The sequence below is a fragment of the Micromonospora sp. WMMD558 genome (assembly GCF_049315255.1).
In the GTDB taxonomy this organism is placed as follows: domain Bacteria; phylum Actinomycetota; class Actinomycetes; order Mycobacteriales; family Micromonosporaceae; genus Micromonospora.
Window position 1 is genome coordinate 5,773,830 of sequence record NZ_CP186061.1, and the last position, 17,902, is coordinate 5,791,731.

15 protein-coding genes are annotated in these 17,902 nt (G+C 70.2%); 6 read left to right on the forward strand and 9 right to left on the reverse strand.

The window, feature by feature from the left end; all coding sequences use genetic code 11:
* Position 1 precedes the first annotated feature (1 nt).
* The 3 genes from ACN26Y_RS27370 to ACN26Y_RS27380 form a co-directional block, all read right to left on the reverse strand.
* The gene (locus ACN26Y_RS27370; protein ID WP_155333027.1) at positions 2-817 is read right to left on the reverse strand and encodes a carbohydrate ABC transporter permease; all 816 of its coding nucleotides are present in this window, start codon (positions 815-817) and stop codon (positions 2-4) included.
* A complete protein-coding gene (locus tag ACN26Y_RS27375) occupies positions 814-1,761 on the reverse strand; it encodes a carbohydrate ABC transporter permease (protein ID WP_230688793.1) in 948 nt (315 codons plus the stop codon). Before ACN26Y_RS27375 ends, ACN26Y_RS27370 begins: the two co-directional genes overlap by 4 nt.
* Positions 1,762-1,838: 77 nt before the next feature.
* Complete coding sequence (locus ACN26Y_RS27380) at positions 1,839-3,128, reverse strand: ABC transporter substrate-binding protein (protein WP_230688794.1); 1,290 nt, start codon at positions 3,126-3,128, stop codon at positions 1,839-1,841.
* A 135-nt stretch (positions 3,129-3,263) separates the two neighbouring features.
* On the opposite strand from ACN26Y_RS27380, the gene ACN26Y_RS27385 reads away from it, so the two are divergent.
* Positions 3,264-4,022 carry a FadR/GntR family transcriptional regulator gene (locus ACN26Y_RS27385; RefSeq protein WP_155333028.1) on the forward strand — a complete coding sequence of 253 codons (759 nt, stop codon included), beginning with the start codon at positions 3,264-3,266 and terminating at the stop codon, positions 4,020-4,022.
* An 8-nt stretch (positions 4,023-4,030) separates the two neighbouring features.
* Here ACN26Y_RS27385 and ACN26Y_RS27390 read toward each other — a convergent pair whose 3' ends face one another.
* A complete protein-coding gene (locus ACN26Y_RS27390; protein ID WP_422733751.1) occupies positions 4,031-5,278 on the reverse strand; it encodes an MFS transporter in 1,248 nt (415 codons plus the stop codon).
* Positions 5,279-5,337: 59 nt separating this feature from the next.
* Here ACN26Y_RS27390 and ACN26Y_RS27395 point away from each other — a divergent pair, with 59 nt between their 5' ends.
* Positions 5,338-6,375, forward strand: a complete 1,038-nt coding sequence (locus ACN26Y_RS27395; RefSeq protein ID WP_155333029.1) for an ArsR/SmtB family transcription factor — start codon at positions 5,338-5,340, stop codon at positions 6,373-6,375.
* On the opposite strand, the gene ACN26Y_RS27400 is transcribed toward ACN26Y_RS27395, so the two are convergent.
* Positions 6,294-7,169: a bile acid:sodium symporter family protein gene (locus tag ACN26Y_RS27400; protein ID WP_155333030.1), complete on the reverse strand. Its 876-nt coding sequence runs from the start codon at positions 7,167-7,169 to the stop codon at positions 6,294-6,296. The two genes, ACN26Y_RS27395 and ACN26Y_RS27400, sit on opposite strands and share 82 nt — an antisense overlap.
* A 147-nt stretch (positions 7,170-7,316) precedes the next feature.
* Here ACN26Y_RS27400 and ACN26Y_RS27405 point away from each other — a divergent pair, with 147 nt between their 5' ends.
* The 4 genes from ACN26Y_RS27405 (at position 7,317) to ACN26Y_RS27420 (ending at position 12,554) form a co-directional block, all read left to right on the forward strand.
* Positions 7,317-8,660, forward strand: coding sequence for a glycoside hydrolase family 18 protein (locus ACN26Y_RS27405; protein ID WP_155333031.1), 1,344 nt, complete (start codon positions 7,317-7,319; stop codon positions 8,658-8,660).
* A 127-nt stretch (positions 8,661-8,787) separates the two neighbouring features.
* Positions 8,788-9,609, forward strand: a complete 822-nt coding sequence (locus ACN26Y_RS27410; protein WP_155333032.1) for an LLM class flavin-dependent oxidoreductase — start codon at positions 8,788-8,790, stop codon at positions 9,607-9,609.
* Positions 9,610-9,668: 59 nt separating this feature from the next.
* Positions 9,669-10,499: a M15 family metallopeptidase gene (locus tag ACN26Y_RS27415; RefSeq protein WP_370463276.1), complete on the forward strand. Its 831-nt coding sequence runs from the start codon at positions 9,669-9,671 to the stop codon at positions 10,497-10,499.
* A 198-nt stretch (positions 10,500-10,697) separates the two neighbouring features.
* On the forward strand, positions 10,698-12,554 hold the full coding sequence (locus tag ACN26Y_RS27420; protein ID WP_422733752.1) for a gamma-glutamyltransferase family protein: 1,857 nt from the start codon (positions 10,698-10,700) through the stop codon (positions 12,552-12,554).
* Between the two features lie 109 nt (positions 12,555-12,663).
* On the opposite strand, the gene ACN26Y_RS27425 is transcribed toward ACN26Y_RS27420, so the two are convergent.
* The 4 genes from ACN26Y_RS27425 to ACN26Y_RS27440 are packed head-to-tail and all read right to left on the reverse strand — an operon-like array spanning position 12,664 to position 17,713.
* Positions 12,664-13,716, reverse strand: coding sequence for an NlpC/P60 family protein (locus tag ACN26Y_RS27425; protein WP_230688796.1), 1,053 nt, complete (start codon positions 13,714-13,716; stop codon positions 12,664-12,666).
* 37 nt (positions 13,717-13,753) lie between these two features.
* The gene (locus ACN26Y_RS27430; protein WP_155333034.1) at positions 13,754-14,239 is read right to left on the reverse strand and encodes a poly-gamma-glutamate biosynthesis protein PgsC/CapC; all 486 of its coding nucleotides are present in this window, start codon (positions 14,237-14,239) and stop codon (positions 13,754-13,756) included.
* The gene (gene pgsB, locus ACN26Y_RS27435) at positions 14,239-15,477 is read right to left on the reverse strand and encodes a poly-gamma-glutamate synthase PgsB (protein WP_155333035.1); all 1,239 of its coding nucleotides are present in this window, start codon (positions 15,475-15,477) and stop codon (positions 14,239-14,241) included. Before pgsB ends, ACN26Y_RS27430 begins: the two co-directional genes overlap by 1 nt.
* 1 nt (position 15,478) lies before the next feature.
* On the reverse strand, positions 15,479-17,713 hold the full coding sequence (locus ACN26Y_RS27440) for a HAMP domain-containing protein (RefSeq protein WP_422733753.1): 2,235 nt from the start codon (positions 17,711-17,713) through the stop codon (positions 15,479-15,481).
* Positions 17,714-17,902 lie beyond the last annotated feature (189 nt).

A 17,902-nucleotide genomic window follows, 5' to 3' on the forward strand; every position in this document is an offset into this window, starting at 1 on the left:
CTCAGCCCTTCGTGGCGCCGGCGGTGAGGCCGGAGACGATGTACTTCTGCACGAACAGGGCGATCAGCATGATCGGGACGGTCACCACCGTGGCCGCCGCCATCAGGCCGCCCCAGTCGATGCTGGCGTAGCCGACGAAGTCGAAGATCGCCACGGGCAGCGTCTTGGTGTCGGCGCCGGAGAGCACCAGGGCGAACATGAAGTTGTTCCAGGAGAAGATGAACGACAGGATGCCGGCCGTGGCGACACCGGGCACCGAGAGCGGCAGGGTGATCCGCCGGAACGCACCGATGTGGGTCAGGCCGTCGACGAGCGCCGCCTCTTCGAGTTCGCCGGGCAAACCGTCGAAGTAACCCATCATGATGTAGACGATCAGCGGCAGCGACACGAACATGTGGCTGAGGATCAGCACGGTGTAGCCGCCGACCATCTGCAGGTTCGAGAAGACGTAGTACCAGGGCACCAGCAGCGAGACACCGGGGATCACCCGGGCCATCAGCACGACGAGCGCGGACTTCTTCATGTTGAAGCGGCTCATCGAGTAGGCGGCGGGCACGCCGAGGATCAACGAGAACACCGTGGCCGCGAGCGCCACCCAGAGGCTGTTGCCGATGAACTGGACGTAGTTCGCCTGCTGGAGAACGGTGTCGTAGTTGTCCAGGGTGGGCGTGAAGACCAGCGCCTTGCCCGTGTCGTAGATGTCGACGTTGGTCTTGAACGACGCGGCGACCATCCAGAGCAGCGGCGCGATCAGCGAGAACACCACCAGGACGAGGGCCACCGCCCGGAAGACCTTGAACGGCCTGCTCGGCTTCATCGCTCCAGCCCCTTCTTGCGGTAGGTCAGGGCCCACATCACCCCGATGATGATCAGGAAGAAGATGATGAGGACCGTCGACGAGACGCCGTAGTCGTTGTAGTCGAAGCTGAGGCCGTAGGCGTAGACGTTGAGGGTCTCCACCTCGTGGAAGGACCCGCCGCCGCGCCCCTTGGTGGCGTACAGGATGTCGAACGTCTTCAGGGCGTCGATGCCGCGCAGCAGGATCGCGACGATCACGGTGGGCATCAGCAGCGGCAGGGTGACGTGCCGGAACCGCTGCCAGATGCTGGCGCCGTCGATCAGCGCCGCCTCCTGGGGCTCGTCGGAGAGCGAGGTCAGCCCGGCGAGCAGGATCAGCACCACCATCGGCGTCCACTGCCAGATGTCGATGAACATCGTCGTCGGCAGGGCCGAGTTCTGGCCGGACAGCCAGGGCTGCGGGCCGATGCCGACCCAGCTGAGCACCTGGTTCGCCATGCCGATGTTGGGATCGAAGATCAGCCGCCACATCATGCCGACCGCGACCGGAGTGGCCACCAGCGGCAGCAGGATGGCGACCCGGACCCACCTCTCGCCGCGGAAGGGTCGCCACAGCAGCAGGGCGATCGCCATGCCGAGCACGACCTCGACGAGGAGCACGACGAAGGTGAAGAGGGCCGTGCGCCACACCGCCGGCCAGAACCGGTCGGTGTCGGAGAGCACGTCCAGGTAGTTCTGGAAACCGATGAACTCGCTCTCGGCGCGTACCGAACCCTCGGCGTCGGTCAGGCTGAGGTACCCGGTCCAGGCCACCGGAAAGATGATGAGCACGGCGACGAACGCCATGGCGGGTGCCGCGAAGAGCCACTTGCGGTGCGCGTTGGCCCAGCGCGACCAGGCCGACTCAGCCGGGGCCGTACCGGCCTCGGGCGATCTGGTGACTGGTGTGGTGACGGCTGACATGAGGTCTCCGGGTTCGGGGGGCCAGGGGTCCCGGCGCGGGGTGGCGGAGCCGGTCGGCCCGCCACCCCGCGATCGGGCTACTTCGACTCGTCGTCGAGGAACTTCTGGAACGCCTCGTTCGCCACGTCCGCCGAGGCGGCCGCGTCCTTACCGGTGATCGCGTCGACGATCGGCTGACCGACGATCTCCCGGGCCTGGGCGACCTTCACGACCAGCGGGCGGTCGTGACCGATGCCGTTGGTGGTGCTGACCTTGGTGGCCTCGGCCAGGTCCTTCGGGTAGGTCGCGGTGCCCTCCGGGTTGGCCCAGACGGAGGCGCGGGCGCCGGGGACGCCGGCCTTCTGCTGCGCCAGCGACTGCTCCTTGCCGGCCGCCCACTGGATGAACTTCCAGGCGTTGTCCTTGTTCTCGGACGCGTCGTTGACCCCGAGCGCCCAGGACGGGACGTTGTACGGCTTCGAGCCGGCCGGGCCGGCCGGGAAGGTGGCGAACCCGACGGTCTCGGAGACCTTCGACTTGGCCGGGTCGGTGGCGTTCTTGTAGAGCGAGTTGGCCTCGGTGTAGAAGGCCGCCTTGCCCTGGGTGAAGATCGCCATCGCCTCGGACCAGCTCATGTCGGTGCTGATGTTCTCCGGGCCGTGGTCGCGCAGCATGCCGCCGTAGTAGGCGTACGCCTGCTTGGCCTGCTCGCTGTTCACCGAGGCCTTGCCGCTGGCGTCGACGAAGTCACCGCCGAAGCTGTACAGGAAGCTGGAGAACTGGGTGACCGCGGCCGACTTGCCGGTACGGGCCACGAACCCGGCGACACCCGGGTTGTCCGCCTCGACCTTCGCCGCCTGCGCCTTGAGCTCGTCGAGCGTCTTCGGCGGGGCGGTGAAGCCGGACTTCTCCAGCAGGTCCTTGCGGTAGTAGAGGACCTCCTGCTCGGTGATGATCGGTACGCCGACCAACTTGTCCTCGTACGTGGTCGTCTGCACCGGTCCGGCCTGGAAGTCGCCCAGCTCGAACGCGCTGTCCGACTTGGCCTTCTCGCCCAGGTCGGCGAGGTACTTGTTCTTGGCGAACAGCTTCCCCTCCTGCAGCGGCCGGTACATCATCACGTCGAGGTCGCGGGACCCGGCGTTCAGCTTGACGTTGTACTGGTCCGACAGCTGGTCCTCACCGAGCTGGGTGACCTCGACCTTGAGCCCGCTCTGCTTCTCGAACTCCGGCAGGGCCTTCTTGATGTTCTCCGTCCAGACGTGGTTGACCAGCGTCACCCGGAGCGTGTTCGACCCGCTGCCGCCGTCGTCACCGCCGCCGCAGGCGGACAGGCCCATGGCGGCGACCACGGCCAGAGAAGTGCCGATCATTGCTCGACGTCGCACCCTTGTCTCTCCTTCTGTCCCGGTCGCTGCCCTGGACGGGCGCTACCTCGGTGTTTACATCCGCTTAACGTCGGGATGCTAGGCCGAAAAAGCGGATTTATTCAAGGGGTTGATCTAACTGATACGATCTGAGGCGTGGAACGGTACTCCTCCGAGGGCGCAGTCGCCCAGAACGCGCCTGCCGAGGCCGGGCTGCACGCACGCGTCCTCGACCACCTCGGCACGGCCATCTGCGGAGGTGAGCTGCCGCCCGGCGCGATCCTGAACATCGACGAGCTGGTCGAGCGGTACGCGGTGTCCCGTTCGGTGGTCCGCGAGGTGCTGCGGGTGCTCGCCTCGATGGGGTTCATCGAGACCCGACGCCGCGTCGGCGTCATGATCCGCACGCCGGACGCCTGGAACGTCTTCGACCCGCAGGTGATCCGCTGGCGGCTCGCCTCGGCCGGCCGCATCGCCCAGATCCGCTCGATCACCGAGCTGCGGACGGCGGTCGAGCCGCACGCCGCCTGGCTGGCCGCCGCCCGGATCGGTTACGACGAGGCGAGCGAGCTCGTCGGCCTCGCCGCGAAGATGTGGGCCGCCGGCAAGGCCGGCGACGAGGAGCGGTTCCTCCACCTCGACATCGAGTTCCACCGCCGGGTGCTGGCCGCCTCCGGGAACGAGATGTTCGTCAAGCTCCAGGACCTGGTGGCCGAGGTGCTCAGCGGTCGGCACCACTACCACCTGATGCCGCACCATCCGCACGAGCAGGCGCTCCAACTGCACGCCGACGTCGCCCAGGCGATCCAGCGTCGCGACGGCGACCGGGCCCGCGGCGCCATGGTCCAGATCATGGAGCAGGCCTTCGACGAGATGACGGCGATCTGGGAGCAGGCGGCCAACCCCGCCCAGTGACGGCTCCCTCAACGCCTCCCGTCGGCCGGCGGCGACATCTCCGCTGATCGACGCCGCACGACGGGACCGGCCCGGCCGGTCGTGACCCGCGGCGCGAGCCGGGTGTGGCGCAGACCCCGGGTGAGAAGCAGCGTCGTGGCCAGCGACAGCCCGGCGAGCACCGCCACCGCCTGGTGCGTCGGCAGGACGTCGGCGACCGCCCCGGCCAGGGCCGCGAAGACCGCCTGCCCGGTCATCATCCCGTTCTGTTGCAGGCCGAGCACCTGGCCGTGGGCCTCCGCCGGGGAGTGGGCGATGAGCTGCTCCTGCAACGGCAGAGCGACCGCGAAGCCGACCGAGGCGGCCAGGGCGAGGAGCATCGCCACCGGCAGCTCCGGGTGCAGCAGGAAGACCAGGTACGGCAGGGGAAGCAGGAGCCGCAGCGGAAGGACGCACCGCTGGCGCGCGGCAGCGGACAAGAACCGGCCCACCACCACGTCGCCGGCGAGCATGCCGAGCGCGCCGGCGGCGAAGAGAAAGCCGGCCCGCTCACCGGCGTACGGCAGGAACAACGCCTCGCATCCGACCACCAGGCCGCTGGGTAGCCACAGATTGAGGTAGAGCGAGCGCCGCCCCGGGTCGGCCCACAGCTCACGGTTGATCCGCAGCGTCCGGGCCGTCGAGGTCCGGGCACCGGCCCGGGCCGGCCGTTCGCGCACGCCGATCCAGGTCACCGCCAACGCCACGGCGCGCAGCGCGGTGGCGACCAGGAACACCTGGTACGGGCTCAACCAGACCAGCAGCAGGCCGCCCGCTCCGAAGCCGGCGATCTGCATGACGCCCACGCTGACGTTCATCGTGGAGCGGCCCAGCACGTACGCGCCGGCCGGCAGGATGTCGTTGATCAACGCCCACCGGGCGCCGTTGGTGATCGACCCGACGTACGCGACGAGCAGGATGACGGCGAACCGGGCCACCAACGGCAGCCCCGGCACGGCCTGCAGAGCCGTCCCGGCGAGGCCGACCAGCGCGGCGAGGGCCAGGGCCCGGCGAGGCGGCAGGCTGTCCGACGCGGAGAGCAGGGTGAGGCTGCCGAGCACGCCGGCCAGCGGCGCCCCGAACATGCTCAGCGCGGTGAGCGTGGCCGACCCGGTGGTGGCGTAGGTCAGCGAGCCGAGTGCCAGCGCCGAACTGGTGTGCGCCGCGATGCCGGCACAGTTGGCCACGAAGAGGTTGCGGAACTCGTGGACGGCGAACAGCTCCGAATACGTCCTCACGCCCATGATCCTTCAGGCGGCTCGGGCCGGACCAGTAGAGTTACGGCTGGAGGCGAAACATGTCCGTCTGGCAGATTCCGGTGGACCTGCTCGCGCGCAGCCGGTTCACGATTTCGCCGATGACCGACACCGTCGCCGCACTGCGGGCCCTGCACAGCCCGCGCCGCCCGTGGCAGCACGCCTGGCGGCGCCCGCACCTCGCGGCGTACCAACGGATGCTGGCCCGGCGGCCGGTGGTCCGGGCCCTGGTGGCGGCGTCGTTCGGACCTCGGTGGACCGCCGACTTCCTCACCCTGGTTCCCGCGACGGCCGCCCCGACGTTCGCCGAAGAGTTGACAGCCGTCGCCGAGCGCCCCGACGAGCAGATCCGCGCCGACCTGCGGGCGACCTGGCCGGGGCCGCTCGCCGGCCCGTTGCGCACCGACGAACTGACCGAGCAGGCGGTGTACCTGCTCGACTGGGTCTGGACGCACCTGGTGCGACCGGAGTGGCCGGAGCGGGAACGGCGGCTCAGGGCCGACATCGTGGCCCGCACCGCGCGGCTCAGCGCCCAGGGTTGGGCGGGTGTCTTCGCCGACCTCAATCCGCAGGTGCGGTGGCTGGGCGAGGGCCGGCTCCAGGTCAACGCCTATCCGGCGCCGCCGCTGCCGCTCGACCGGGCCGAGCAGTTGGTGTTCGTCCCGGCGCACTGCGTCCGCGGCTGGGTGCTGTGGAACCAGCCGACCCGGTTCGGCATGGCCTATTCGGCGAGCGGCATCCTCGCCGACACCGCTCCGCCGGCCCCGGAGGGCCTGGACCGGCTGATCGGCCCGAGTCGGGCCGCCATCCTCGCCCGGTTGGCCACTCCGCTGAGCACGTCCCACCTCGCCGCGGTCACCGGGCTGTCCCTCGGCGCCGTCGGCGACCACCTCCGGGTACTCCTCGACGCCGGTACGGTCACCAAGCGACGGTCGGGGCGCGAGGTGCTGTACTGGCAGACGCCGCTCGGCGCCGCCCTGGTCACCCGGGAACCGTCTCAGGTCGTGGCGAGCCGGGCGCCCGCGCGGGTCACCAGGAAGCCGAAGGCCGCCGCCGTGAAGAACATGACGATGCCGTAGACGGCCGCCGGGACCGCCATCCGGGTGTTGTCGAGCAGCGCCGGGCTGAGCGCGACCGTGATGGCCAGCGTGCTGTTGTGGATGCCGATCTCGAATCCGGCCGCCGTCGCCGCGCTGTGGTCGACCCCGGCCAGTCGCGGCACCCCGTATCCGATCGCGAGGCTCAGCAGGTTGAACGCGAGCACGGCCAGGCCGACGGAGACGAAGTAGTCGGCGATGTTGTCACGTTCGCCCAGCACGGCACCGAGGATCACCGCGACGAGCACGACGACGGACAGGGCCCGCACCGGGCGGTCCAGGCGTCCGGCGATGCGGGGCACCCGGGCCCGGATCAGCATGCCGATCGCGACCGGGACGAGCACGATGGCGAACACCTGCAGCACCTTGTCGAACTGGAGGCCGATGCTCCGGCCGTCGGTCAGGAAGTACGCCGCCGACAGGTTGACCACGATCGGCAGGGTGACCACGGCGAGCACCGAGTTGACGGCGGTCAGGGTGATGTTCAGGGCCACGTGGCCGCCGAACAGGTGGCTGTAGAGGTTGGCGGTGGTGCCGCCGGGGGACGCGGCCAGCAGCATCATCCCGACGGCCAGTTCCGGCGGCAGGTCGAACGCGAGAACGAGGCCGAAGCAGAGCGCCGGCAGCACCAGCACCTGGCACACCAGGGCGATGACGGCGGCCCGGGGGTGCCGGGCGACCCGGCGGAAGTCCTCGGTGGTCAGTCCGAGACCGAGGCCGAGCATGATGATGCCGAGAGCGACCGGGAGTCCGACCAGGGTCAGGGCTGAGTCCATGGCACGACATCGTCATCACCCGGCAACGCCTCCGCAATCCCCCGTGCGGCCGGGTGCGGCTCTTGACCGGCGGATGTGGTCGGCTTAGCTTCATCAATCAGAAAGGTATCTTTACTATTCTCGCTCCATCCCTCGATGGGAGTGCCGATGCGACAATTCCGTCACCGCCGCCTCACCGCCCTCGTCGCCCTGGCGACCGTGCTGGTCACCGCCGCCCCGCCGACCGCCGCGAGCGCGGGCGACAGCGGGAGCCGCCGATCCGGCTACCACCGGGTCGGCTACTTCACCCAGTGGGGCATCTACGGCCGGGCGTTCCCGGTCAAGAAGCTGGACACCTCCGGGGCGGCGAGCCGCCTCACCCATGTCAACTACGCCTTCGGCAACGTGAGCGAGGACGGGCGCTGCTTCGTGGACGGTGGGCCGGGCGAGGGTGATCCCTGGGCCGACTACCAGCGTCCGGTACCGGCGGAGGAGAGCGTCGACGGCGTCGCCGACGCCTGGGGCGAACCGCTCAACGGCAACTTCGGTCAACTGGCCAAGCTCAAGGCCCGGCACCCCGACCTGAAGGTGATGATCTCGCTGGGCGGCTGGTCCTGGTCGACGTACTTCTCGAACGCCGCCCGCACCGACGCCTCCCGCAAGGCCTTCGTCGCCTCCTGCATCGACCTCTACCTCAAGGGCAACCTGCCGGTCCTCGACGGCGGCAGCGGTGGACCGGGTGCCGCCGCCGGCGTCTTCGACGGCATTGACCTGGACTGGGAGTGGCCGAACTGGCCGGGCGAGCCGGGCAACGTGATCCGGCCGGAGGACCGGGAGAACTTCACCGCGCTGCTCGCCGAGTTCCGCCGGCAACTCGACGCGTACGGCCGGCAGACCCGCCGGCACTACCAGCTGACCGCGTTCCTGCCGGCCAATCCGGCCACCATGGACGCCGGGTACGAGGGCCGCAGGATCTTCCGGTACCTGGACTTCGCCACGGTGCAGGGGTACGACTTCCACGGCACCTGGGAGCCGACCACCAACCAGCAGTCGGCGCTGCGGGTGCCGGCGGGAGCGCCGGACAGCCCGGACTTCTCCGTCGAGGTCGCGATCGACGGCTGGATCGCGCGGGGCGCGCCGCGCCACAAGCTCGTCCTCGGCATCCCGTACTACGGTCAGGGCTGGACCGGCGTGACCGGGGGTGGAGACGGCCTCTTCCAGCCGGCGGCTGGGCCGGCGCCGGGCACCTTCGGCCCCGGGTCCGAGGACTACCGGCAGCTCAAGGCCTTGCCGGGCAGGGGCTTCGCCGTCCACCGCGATCTTCGGGCCGGGCACGCCTGGCTCTTCGACGGCACGACCTTCTGGACGTACGACGACCCGGCGGTCGTGCTGCAGAAGACGCTCTACATCCGGCGGGCCGGACTCGGCGGAGCGATGGTCTGGTCGTTGGACGGCGACGACGAGACCGCCACGTTGACCAGGACGATCAGCCTGGGGCTCACGGTGCGGTAGCCGCGCCCGGCAACCGGCCGGCACCGGGTGATCCGGTGCCGGCCGGCCCGCCGGGGAGCACCAGGAGTGCGCTGCGCCGGACCACGACGGCCTGTCGGTGGGATCGATGCCTGACTAGGGTTGCCAGATGCCTCGCTACGCTGTCGGTCTGCCAAATGTCGGACCCTTCGCTGATGCCCGGCAACTCGTCGACATGGCCGTCGCAGCCGAGGAACGGGGGTGGGGCGGCGTCTTCCTCTGGGACCACGTGCTCTATCGGGACGACTGGCCCGTCACGAACTCGGTTGTCGTCGCCTCCGCGATCGCGGCCCGGACCTCGCGGATCAGGCTCGGCGTGCTGGTGACAGCTCTGCCCAGGCGTCGGGTGCAGACGGTGGCTCGGGAGACGGTCACCCTGGACACCCTCTCCGGTGGCCGGCTCGTCTTCGGGGCGGGCATCGGCTCGATGGACAGCGAGTACACCGCCTTCGGCGAGGATCCCGACCTGCGCAGTCGCGGCAGACGGCTGGACGACTCCCTGAACCAGCTCACGGACCTGTGGTCGGGCCAGGACGTCCACCTGCCGTCCGGCGAGCGCGTACGGATGCTGCCGACACCCGTGCAGCAGCCGCGGATACCGGTCTGGTGTGCCGGTCGCTGGCCCAACCGGCCGGGATTCCGCCGTTCCGCCCGCTGGGACGGGGTGGTGGCGACGTTCGCCGACGCGGGCAGGACCGTTGCCGTGCCGGTCGAGGACTTCGCCGACGCGGTACGGTTCGTCGCCTCCGAGCGGGGGTCGTTGGACGGGTTCGACGTCGGGCTCGAAGGGTGGACGTCGCCGGACAACGCCGCCGAGGTCATCGCGCCGTACGCCGCCGCCGGGTTGACGTGGTGGATCGAGGCCATGGGCTGGTGGCGGGGTGGGGTCGACGCCGCGTGGCAGCGCATCCTGCAGGGCCCTCCCGCGTGACCCACGCGCCGGCCCTGGAACACCGTCCGGTAGCTCCCGGTAAGTGGTAGACAGGGGCGGTGTGGGGACGACGGGCGGCGCGTGGCTCTCTCGTACTGCTCACGGTCGCGATGCTGACCTCCGCCTGCCGCGCGCCCTCGCCGTCACCGTCGCCGTCGCCCTCGCCCCCGGCGTCGTCCCCGGCCGCCGCACCACCCCTGCCGGGCTTCGTGGTGCTCTCCGACGTCGACGACCGCATCCGCACCGACATCCGGTACGCCACCGCGCACAACTTCGTCGGCCGCCCGCTGGCCGGCTACCTCGAGCCGCTCTGTCTGCTCACCCGTCCGGCCGCCGAGGCACTGCGCAAGGTGCAGGACGCCGCGCTGGCCGAGGGCCGCACCCTCAAGGTGTACGACTGCTACCGCCCGCAGCCGGCGGTCGACGACATCGTGGCGTGGGCCCGCCAGCCCGGTCAGGAGCAGACGAAGGCCGAGTTCTACCCCCGGGTGGCGAAGTCGGACCTGTTCGACAAGGGGTACGTGGGCGCGCCGACCGCCCACAGCCGGGGCAGCACGGTTGACCTGACGCTGGTGGACGTCGACGCGCCGAGCCAGGCCCCGTACCGGTCGGGGCAACCGCTCGTCCCCTGCACCGCGCCGGCGGGCCAACGGTTCGCCGACGACAGCGTGGACATGGGCACCGGTTTCGACTGCTTCGACCCGCTCGCTCACACCGACAGCCCCCGGGTCGGCGCGGTGGCGCGGGCCAACCGGGATCTGCTGCGCGAGTTGATGGCGCGTGAGGGGTTCGTCGGCTACGACCACGAGTGGTGGCACTACAGCTACCGCGACGAGCCGTACCCGGATACGTACTTCGACGCACCGGTTGCCCGTTCGTCGGTCGGCTGAGCCCGACGGGCGAATTCCGGCCGTCACGACCGGCGCCTTTCTTCACACCGGCCACGACTTCCTCCGATGCCCTGCGCGGGCGCTCGATCGGCGACCATGATGCCGATGTCGACGCCGTTCCGCCGTCAGTGGGACGGCCGCTACCGCACTGGCGATTCGAGTACTCCGTTTGCAGGGCATCCGGAAAGGTCTGGTCGCATGTCCGCACGCAAGCTGCGCTACGTGTTCGCCGCACTGGTGCTGACACTCACCACGGCAGCCGTGGCGCCCGCAGCAGGCGACGACGTCTGCATCGATCCCCGGGGCGGCCGGGAGGACGACGCGCTCGGGACGAGCTTCATGGTCGCGTCCGCCCATCCCCTCGCCACGGAGGCCGGCTGCAAGATCCTCGCCCGGGGTGGCGGGGCGGCGGACGCCGCGGTGGCGGTCCAGGCCGTCCTGGCGGTCGTGGAACCACACGCCTCCGGCCTCGCCGGCGGCACGCTCATCAACTACTGGAACTCTTCCGAGCGCGACGTCCGGTTCTTCGACGGTATGGCCCGCGCTCCGCAGAACGTCACCGAGAACCTGCGGACGCCCACCGCGCAGGAGCAGGAGGATCTCAACACGGACCGCTTCCCGAACGCCGCATCCGCTACCGGGCGGTCCTTCGGCGTGCCGGGGACGCTGCGGGTGCTCGCGAGCGTGCACGGCGAGTTCGGCGAGCTTCCCTGGAACGAACTCTTCGAGGACGCCATCCGGCTGGCCGCCGACGGTTTTCCGATGTCGCCGAACCTGCACGCGGGTTTCGAGGAGCGGTTCAACGGACGGAAACGCTGCAACTATCCGGATCTGCGGCCCCGGTACTGCAACGGTGACGAGCCGAAACCGGTAGGCACGACGATCCGCAACCCGGAGATCGCGGAGGTGCTGCGGGAGGTCCGGGACAAGGGCGCGCAGGCGTTCTACGACCCGAACGGGACAATCGCGCCGGCCATCGTGCAGCACGCGGCGAAGGGGCCGATCAAGCTGAAGGGCAACACCGCCGGCCCGGTGGTGATCCCGACCCTGATGACGCCGCAGGACTTCGCCGACTACACGGCGATCGAGCGCCCCGAGATCTGCCGCCAGGTGTTCAGCGTCAACGTCTGCACTGCGCCCCCACCGGCCTTCGGTGGGGTGGCGGTCCTGGAGATGCTCGAGTTGCTCGAACGCGGTCAGGTCGGGCGGACGGAGCCGGACTCGACCGACCGCACCCACCTCTCGATCGAGGCCAGCCGGCTGGCGAACCTCGACCGCCGCGCCTACATCGGTGATCCGGACTTCAACGTGGTGCCGGTCGACGGGCTGCTCGACGAGGGGTACCTCGACAAACGCTTCTCGCTCTACTCCCCGGATGAGGCGATCCACCCGGTGGAACCAGGTAGACCGCCAGGTGCTCTTCCCCCAGGGCCGACCGACGACCAACCCGCCACCGTCGACGTCGGCGACCCGACGAGCAACGTGAGCATCGTCGATGACGACGGCGACGCCATGTCCATGACGACCACGAACAACAGTCACTTCGGGTCACACCTGGAGGCGCGCGGAATCATCCTGAACAACGCGATGAACAACTTCACCGACACGGAGTCGGTGTCACCGGGCAAGCCGGTGAACGTGATGCAGCCGAAGAAGCGGCCGACCGCATCGATGGCGCCGACCATCGTGCTCGGCGTCGAAGCGCGGGACCTGCGTCTCGTGATCGGCGCCGCCGGGGGCTCCCACATCCCCGACTACGTGGTCCAGGCACTGGTAGGGATCGTGGTCGACGGAATGAGCCCCGCACAGTCGCTCGACCAGGGTCACTTCAGCGGCCAGGACATCACCCGACGGTGTGAGGGGGAGCGGGACGCACCTTCGGAGGTGGAAGCGGGCAGGCGCATCGCCACCCAGGTGGCCCCCCTGGTGGCCCTCGAACACCCATGTCCACGGGTCATCGCGCTGGACAGCGGCCTGACCTCGATCGAGGTCCGGGGGGACCGGTTGCGCGGCGCGGCGGACACCCGCCGCGACGGTGTCGCCGCGGGGCGCTGAGCGTCGCCCGGCAGACGGAACGTCGGCCGGGCGATGAGCCCGGCCGACGTCCGTCCGTACCTGATCGACGTCACCGCGCCCGTCCGCCGCGGGTGACGACGGGCGTCGGTCAGATCCGGCGGGCGGTGCGCCAGCGCTCCGCCCAGTAGCCGGCGCCGTCCAGGATGGATTCGCCGCCGGTGTCGCCCATGGTCGGGCCGTCCGCCACCGCCCGGCTGGAGATGAACCGGTGGTGGCCGCTGTCGTCGATGCCGAGGTAGATGCCCGAGTGCTCGATGTGGCCGTCGACGACCGGCCCCGCGTTGAAGAACAGCAGGTCGCCGGGGAGCAGGCGGTCGAGGCCGCGCGCCCGGTGCCCGGAGTTGGGCATCAGTTGGACGCCGGGGCCGAACTCGGCCATCGCGTAGGCGCGCCGCGGAAGTCCCTCACCCGGCGTGTTCGTGCCGAGCAGCGGAAAGTCGAGCCGGTGACCGTAGACCATCCGCAGGTAACCCGAGCAGTCCAGCGCGAGCAGGCGATCCGGCTCCGGCACCACGGCCTTCCCGTCCAGGAACGTCCAGGTCAGCCCCAGGTAGTCGTAGAAGTCGGACTTCTCCGCCCGGCCGTCCGGGTCCAGCGGGTCCAGCGGCCCGAACGAGGCGTCACCCGAGTACTGCTGTCCCTGGTTGTCCTTCTTGACCGGGGCGCCCTCGATGTACTCCATCGCGATCGCCAAGACGTCCGGGGAGCGGTCGTGGCGGGCCGCCGAGAGCCAGTCGGTGAACCACTCCTCCTTCTCCGCACCGGCGTGGTAGGGCCGCGGCGCCAACCGCACCCAGTACTTCGACTCGACCTTGGAGGCGGTGTTCTGGGGCTCCTCGAAGGTCCGCGACGGCCCGTACATCTGCACCGTCCGGGCGCCATCGGTCATGATCGCGACCGGCTCTCCGGTGGAGTCGATGATCTCCGTACGGTCCGGTGAGGTCGAGCGCTGGTAGGTGTAGCCCGACGCGCCGAGGGCAGTGTCGTCGGCCGCCTGCGCCCCGCCCAGGGTCAGCTGCGGCTGGTCCCCGGGAGACGGCCGGAGCACGACGTAGGCGACCGTGCTCGCCACGATCAGCAGGGCGAATCCCACCATGGTCAGCAGGACGGTCGGTCGACGAAGGTAGGTCCCGTTGGTCATGCCCGCGATCTCCTTTCGCGACTCGGGCTCCGGTCGGTCAGGTGACCGGCACGAAGCCGGCGACGACGCCGCTGTAGGCGACTCCGAAGGTGATTCCGGTGACGACGATGGTCGCCAGGATCGTGGCCTTCGGAGGCTGACGCACCAGCTGGTACGCGATCAGGCCGGGAATGACGAAGCCCAGCGTCTGGTGGGCGAACAGCAGCGGAAGGTCCCGCTGGACGACCACGAAGAGGGTCAGCTGCAGCAGCACGCTGAGCAGCACGATCGCCGCGAACAGCCGCTTGCCGTAGAGGATGACCACCCGTTGCATCAGCCGGGTGAGCACGTACGTCAACACCGTCATGCCCGTGATGATCAGCGCCTGGAGCTGGTCCTCGATCAGCGTCAGCGCGATCCACCCGGGTGTGATCATGCCGCCGGGTGAGAGGTTGGTGGTCAGGTAGCACAGCAGGGCGAACACCAGGCCGATGCCGAGGCTCGCGGTGGCCAGCTGTGCGCTGAGTTCCCCGCCGAAATTCATCATCGGATCCTTTCTCCGGTCGGCGTACGAAGCATCGAGCCGCCCTCGGCCCCGTCCTCGCAGGTCCAGCTGGGCAGTGTCGCCAGCTCGTGGAGCAGCACCTCGCCCTGGCCGTGGATGTTCCCGACCGCGACGATCGACGAGTCGTCGGTCGCCGCCGCCGTCACGCCTTCCAGCAGTTGTTCGGAGGGCAGCTTGCCCCCCAGGTCGACGACCCGGTCCTGCAGGTCCGCCGGCACGGTCGACCGTGCGCTCTTGGTCGGCTCGCCGATCAGGACGAGACGCTCCGGTTGCACCCGTGCGGTCAGCTCGCCCATCTGGCCGTTCCGCTCGATCCGGTCGGGCCGGCAGTTGATCACCATCGTCAACGGACGGGTGATCAGGCGCTGCTCCTCCAGCTGCTTGATGTTCATCAGCGTGGACTCGGGGTCGTTGGCGGCGAAGATGTTGGCGAACCGGAGCCGCTTGTCGCCCTGCAACACCCGAGCCACCGACAGCGCACCGGGGTCCGGCGGCGCCTCCCACATGCCCTTGAGCGCGCTGTGCCGGTCGACGCCCAACTGTTCGGCGACCGCGAGCGCGATGGCCACGTTCTCCTTGAACGTGATCCAGCCGAAGCCGTCCATCTCCTTGTCCGTGACCGACTCCGGGTCGACCGGGATGAGCCGGCAGTTGCGCCGGTCCGCCTCCTCCTGCAGGATCGCCAGCCGGTCCCGTTCCGCGGTGATGCAGACGCCGCCCTCCGGCATCGACCGGCTCAGAGAACGGGCCACGTCGTCGAGGGTGGGACCCATCTCGGCGAGATGGTCCTCGCGTACGTTGCAGAGCACCCCGATGTTCGACTGGATCAGCTTGCTCTGGTTGCACTCCTGCAGTGCCGGCATCACGGCCATGCACTCCATGACCAAGGCGTCCGGGTGGTACGCCGCCCCCCGCCGCACGATGCCGATCTGCTCCACCACGTTCGCGATGCCGAACTTGCGGTAGACCGGCTCCTCGCTGGCGTCGGGGAAGATGAACCGGGCGGCGGTGCCGGTGGTCTTCGCCACCACCACCCGGCCACCTCCCCGCAGCGCCCCGGCGCAGAGCCGGGTGATCGAACTCTTCCCCCGGATACCGTTGACGAGCACCCGGTCCGGGATCTTGCGGAGGTTGCCGAAGTGGTTGCGCTGTTCCCGCACGCCGGCGACCAGCAGAGCGGCGCAGCAGAGGACGTAGACGATGTAGAGGTATCCCACGTCAACCCCTTTCATCTCGGTCGGCGCCGGAGCGGTAGATCCGGCCACCGCGCTTCGCCGCGGCCCGGTCGGTGGCAGTTCCGCCCGGTGTCGCGGGCAGCACGGCGGTCGGGTCCTCCTCGCTGCCGCGCAGCCGGCTGGCGCCACCCAGTCGGCTGGACCCCGCGTGGCGGGCCTGACGGCAGACCTCCAGACACATCGCCAGCGCGCCGACGTCGTCGTGCCGCTGGGGCGGGATCGGCACGTCGACCGCACCGCTGCTGATCTTGTCGGCCTCCCCGGCCAGCCGCCGCAGCGGCCGGGCGAAGACGTAGTACTGCCACACCGCGGTGAGCAGCACCGCGCCCGTCGTCAGGCTGGCGACCAGCACCGTCCACCGTCGACCGTCGCTCGCCGGCAGGCGGAGACCGTTGAGGTCCTGCTCCACCACCAGGGACCACTTCAGGGGCGTGACGGTGTGGGGCTTGCTCAGACCGGCAGCCGCGATCAGGGTCGGCGTACCGTCGGCGGCCGTCGCCCGTCCGACCGTGCCGCCCTTGAGCGCCTCGGCCGCCGCGCCGCGCGCGCTCCCCCGGAGTTCCTCGAAGGCGCGGAAGCCCTCCGAGTCGAAGATCGTCCGCAGGTTCTCGTCGACGATCCGGGCCTGGCCGTCCACCGCGCGGAGCATCTCCAACAGGTAGTCGATGCTGTACTCGCCGACGGCGGCGACGCCGTTGGCGCCCACCCGGAAGGCGTACACCACCGGGACGCGGGAGGTGTCGTCGTCCAGGTCGATGCCCGACTCACCCCGCAGCGGCTCGTTGCGCAGCGGCTCGCGTCCCGCCGAGCTGACCACCGACCCGTTGGGGTCGACCAGGTACAGGCTCCGGAACCGCTGTTTGTCCGCCAGTTCCTGCCTGAGCAGCGGGCCCATCTGGGCGGGGTCGCTCGCCTCGGCCGCCTGGGAGACGCGCAGCACCGTCTGCAGACCGTTGTTCAGCGCCTTGCCCATCAGGTTGCTCGCCGCCTCGGCCCGGCTCTCCTCGTCCCGGACGAGCTGATCGGGAATCGACGGCTCGGGGGCCCGGAGCGTGGCGGCCACGGCCGCCGCGGGCCAGAGCAGCGCCAGCACTGTGGCGAGGACCAGGCCCTGGGTGACGGTCGGGCGCCACCGCCACCGCCACCACCGCCGGGCAGCGGTGGGCGTGGAGGGGGCCGCGGAGGTCGAGGCCAACGCCCGGGCGATCCGGTGCGCCTCCGCGACCCGCAGCGGGCGACGCTTGGTGGAGGGCTCCCCGCAGGCGTTGGCCTTGGCCTGCTTGAGCAGCGATCGCACGGGGCGGACCAGCGACGTCCGCATCAGCAGGAAGCTGGGCACCGCCGCCGCCAGGAGCGTCAGGCCGATGAGGATGCCCCGGGTGGCGGGGGTGCCGCGCGTCTCGTCGGCGACGATCAGGGTCGCCAGGGTCACCCCGGTGTTGCCCACCGGGGCCGAGGACACCACCAGCTGCCGGCCCGTCCACTCGGTCACCCGGATCGGATGGCCCTCGCTGGCGTCGGAGCCGGCCAGCCCGTGGAAGACCGTCGGATGGTGGACGGCGTCGACGGCGCTGACCCCCTGCACGAGGGTGCTCTTGCCGTCGGGGGTGATGGCGAAGACGCCCTGTCGCGCCTCCGGGTTGAGCCGCAGCTCGTCCACGGTCAACTGTTGGGTCGCCAGCAGGGTCCGGGAGTGGTCCAGCCCGATGCTGCGGACCAGGACCGGCCCCTCCGGCGTGCTGATCGGGAAGACGTTCGCGGGCAGCGTCGGGGGCACCAGCTCCATGGGCAGTTCCGGGCCCTGCTTCGCCAGCGGACGGCGGGTGGCGTTCTCCATGATCACCGCACCGTTCCAGGTCGCCCCGTCGCCGACGACCTGTTTGAGCAGCTCGGCGTCCGGCGTCCCCGGGGCCCGCCCGGCGACCCGCTGGTCGAGGTCCTCCACGGAGTGCTGAATTGTCATACGTGTGCTGGTGGCGACCTTCGACACGTTGTCCCGCTGCGAGTCGACGATTGCCGGCGGCACGCCGCGCTCGTGGTTGATCGCGAATCCGAGGATGATGGCAGCCGCCAGGAACATGGTCGCCCAGAGGTACACGAGCGAGGGCACACCGGATCCGGCCGGAAACCCGGCGGCCGGCAGCTGTTGCGTCAGTGCCCGTCGCCGCCACTCGACGACGTGGTCCTGCCGCACCGCGCCCGACTCCGGCGCTGCCACCGGAGCGCGTCCCTGGAACCCCTTCCGGTCGCTGGGACGGTCGGGCGCAGCGTGGTCCCCTCGGCCTTCTCGCGTCATGGCGTCCCAATCCCTTCCGAGCGCATGGGAGTGTGCACGGTTATCTCGATCTTGGAACGGGCCTGGGTGATCCGGCTTCACCCGGCCCGGATGAATCCGGCGCAGCGGGCC